Source organism: Mesorhizobium sp. P3_A9 (assembly GCF_056402975.1).
On sequence record NZ_JBFUGJ010000536.1, the window covers coordinates 1 to 2,812 of the forward strand.

The following is a 2,812-nucleotide window of genomic DNA, read 5'->3' on the forward strand; positions in this document are numbered from 1 at the left end:
GCTTTGAGGGGCTGGCAGGATATTCGCTGGTGATGGGCGACAACCGCTCGCCGCAAGCCTGCTTCGTGCAACTCGAAGGCGAAGCGATGCGCATCGACGCAAGCAGCTTCGACGCGGCTCTGGCGACCAGCCCTACATTGCGATTGTTCCTGTTGCGCTTCGTCAATTCTCTGCAGATCCAGACCGGCTATACGGCACTTGTCAATGCGCGGCTGAAGTTGGCAGGCCGCCTGGCCCGGTGGTTGCTGATGTGCGACGACCGCGTGGTGGGCGTACGGTTTTCCATTACCCACGAATTCCTCGCCACGATGCTGGGCGTAAGACGGCCAGGCGTCACCATCGCCCTGCAGGAATTGGAAGGACTCACTCTGATCCGATCGCGCCGGGGTGAGGTTGTCATCCTCGACCGGCCTGGGCTGATTGCGCTGGCTGGGGGCGGATATGGGGTACCGGAATCTGAATATGCCAGGCTTTTGGGAGAGGTCGGCTCGGAGCCTGAATTGACTGGCTAATGGATTGTCGGAAGCGTACATTTGCCCGGTCGTCCGCCGTCTGCGGCACACGGACGCTTGGGAGCCAAATCAGGTGCTTTCGCCCTTTCGGGAGGAAGTCATGGCTGAAGCAGAACAACCTATTCCGGATGGCGTCGAAGTCACCGAGACCATGGGCGAATGGCGTGTTCGGGTCGTCATCAACGGCAACGTGCACTTGAGCACGTTTGATGTGGAATCCTACGCCCGGTCCTTTGCCGATAGCCAGCGCATGCGCGTAGGGCTGACCCGGCTCGCTTCACGCATTTGATGCGAATTGCCCGCGCCGCCCAGATTGTCGGTTTGGTACCAATACTCGCCAACGAGCTTGTCGGAATCGTACGGTTCCAACAAAGTAAACGGTGAATTTGAACAAAATTGAATATTGTTATACTGATGCGTCATAGTTAATAGACGGAGCCTTGTTTAAGTGCTTAGTCAAGATGTCATCAGCTTTTGCACGGGCGCTGGTGCTTGAGAGCGCTTAACATTCTCCCGCCCAAGMGGGAGCTATGCAGTGACCGTCAACCAACCAAACATGTTTTCCGGAATTCCCATCGAGCGAAGTGACGGCACCATTTCGGTGCTTTGTACACTTCCCCAAATGGCCGACGCCTTGGCAGACGACTGGCCGTCCAATGGTCCCATGTTTCTGGCGGCACTTGCCGCCCTGGTGGGGGAACGGGTGGGATGCTGCAGCACAAGGGAGGTCCACCGGGCTTTCATTGCGGCCGCGGTCGAAGCCGATTGTCTTCCCGACAGCTACATGAAGGAGTGAACGCGAAATGCCCCTCACCCTGTGCACGACGCTTTGCGAAACGAGRGATGCGCTGCACGTGCTGCGAMGGGCTTTGTTTGTCCGCGGGCATATCGAAGCCATGGAAGAGATCGATTCCCTCATAGGCGTCGCCGAAGACAAGGCAGTTCATCAGATCGGCAACATTGACCGGGCAGAGATAAGAAAGCCTGTCCTGGTGGCGGTCGCACATCCGGTAGAGCCGGCAGGTATTGTTCTGCCGATTGCGCAGCCGAAGAACCTTGGCGAGCTTCGGGAACAGGGCATGGGCCTAAGCATCTATTGCGGCAATGCACGCTGCGGTCATCTGCGCTCGCTGGACCTCGATGACCTGATCGAGACCTACGGCACCCACTATGATTTCAACATCGAAAGGCGGCTGGCATCGAAGCTCGTCTGCAAACGGTGCCATCATGTTGGAGGAAGGCTGGTCGTCGTTTCCGACAAAAGGCCCCGATATTGAAGACCAGGCGACGGACTGAAGCGCGTCGCGTGAAAACGGATTCATGCGACGCGCTTTAGTTCTTTGTTCTTATGCATGTCGTGTTCCCAAAACCGAGGTCACTTTTGGGCGACATGCATCAACCTCTGAGCCGCTCGTGCTTTTCGTGCGCGGACGGAACCTCTTGGCCGACAACCCGTTCCTGGTAGCGCCTCGGAAGCCCCCGGCCGAAAAAGGCGCCGGAAAGTTAGTCAAACAACTTTTCATTGAGCCCACCACTGACCCCTCGGTGGCGGGCTTGCATTTGTCGGTTTCGTACCAAGCCTCGCTATCAGATTGTCGGAAGCGTACAGTTTTCTTGTCGCTGGCCACTGAACGGGCGCTGGCGCTTGAGAGTGTACATCGTACTCCCGCCCCGAGGGAGTGAGACGATGAACGACGACACCGACAGGCCGGTCTCTGCCCTCGATTTCCATACCCTTCGCAGCGCATTCAGAAGTTTGGTCGCCGAAGGCTTGTTGCCTGAAGCCATTTGGGTTCGCCATGCCGAAGAAATGGTCAGGGACCTGACCGGATCGAGTGTTGTCGACCCCGAGATTGTCCTGCAGATCATCCGCAAGTGACGCTCAGGACGCATTGGCAAGTACAGTCAATTGCGGCTCACGCGGCGCGGCCAAACTCGTTCTGGACGATGTCGAGAAGCAGGCCGTCATTGTCCCAGCCAACAGGCTCTTTCAGCCGCCAGTCGCACCCCGAACGGTCRAACACGATCGGTGCCGAATAGAGCTGTGCGAAGCCAAGCACCAGCCGTTCGGCGTCAGCGTACGACAGGTCGCCGTGGCGGTCGGCCAGTTGAGCGGCCAGAACCGGCACGTTCACAATTCCATACTCGTAGATTGTCTTGACCAGCGTGTAATTCAGATCGTCACGCAGTTCGACCGGGTAGTTGTGCATGGCAAACTCCTGTCCGAAGGACTGGGTTTTCCCTCACTTTCACCATGCGCCAGGCGATTCGTTAAAGCAAGACAAATCTCAACAAAACAT

General features: G+C 57.4%; 6 protein-coding genes. 5 read left to right on the top strand and 1 reads right to left on the bottom strand.

Annotated elements, in window-relative coordinates; all coding sequences use genetic code 11:
* The 5 genes from AC1DX0_RS34015 to AC1DX0_RS34035 all read left to right on the top strand — a co-directional run.
* The coding region (locus tag AC1DX0_RS34015) for a Crp/Fnr family transcriptional regulator (RefSeq protein ID WP_477358737.1) at positions 1-512 on the top strand (512 nt) is incomplete at its 5' end.
* 100 nt (positions 513-612) lie between these two features.
* Positions 613-801: a hypothetical protein gene (locus AC1DX0_RS34020; RefSeq protein WP_172226416.1), complete on the top strand. Its 189-nt coding sequence runs from the start codon at positions 613-615 to the stop codon at positions 799-801.
* A gap of 246 nt (positions 802-1,047) precedes the next feature.
* On the top strand, positions 1,048-1,308 hold the full coding sequence (locus tag AC1DX0_RS34025; RefSeq protein WP_477222684.1) for a DUF982 domain-containing protein: 261 nt from the start codon (positions 1,048-1,050) through the stop codon (positions 1,306-1,308).
* A gap of 7 nt (positions 1,309-1,315) precedes the next feature.
* The gene (locus AC1DX0_RS34030) at positions 1,316-1,789 is read left to right on the top strand and encodes a hypothetical protein (RefSeq protein ID WP_477222685.1); all 474 of its coding nucleotides are present in this window, start codon (positions 1,316-1,318) and stop codon (positions 1,787-1,789) included.
* A 410-nt stretch (positions 1,790-2,199) separates the two neighbouring features.
* Positions 2,200-2,391, top strand: coding sequence for a hypothetical protein (locus AC1DX0_RS34035; RefSeq protein ID WP_477222686.1), 192 nt, complete (start codon positions 2,200-2,202; stop codon positions 2,389-2,391).
* Positions 2,392-2,428: 37 nt separating this feature from the next.
* On the opposite strand, the gene AC1DX0_RS34040 is transcribed toward AC1DX0_RS34035, so the two are convergent.
* On the bottom strand, positions 2,429-2,722 hold the full coding sequence (locus AC1DX0_RS34040) for a hypothetical protein (protein ID WP_477222687.1): 294 nt from the start codon (positions 2,720-2,722) through the stop codon (positions 2,429-2,431).
* Between the last annotated feature and the right edge of the window lie 90 nt (positions 2,723-2,812).

Bases quoted from the DNA above. Each gene is read 5' to 3' on its own strand.
- AC1DX0_RS34020 (WP_172226416.1), top strand. From the start codon at position 613: ATGGCTGAAGCAGAACAACCTATTCCGGATGGCGTCGAAGTCACCGAG.
- AC1DX0_RS34035 (WP_477222686.1), top strand. From the start codon at position 2,200: ATGAACGACGACACCGACAGGCCGGTCTCTGCCCTCGATTTCCATACC.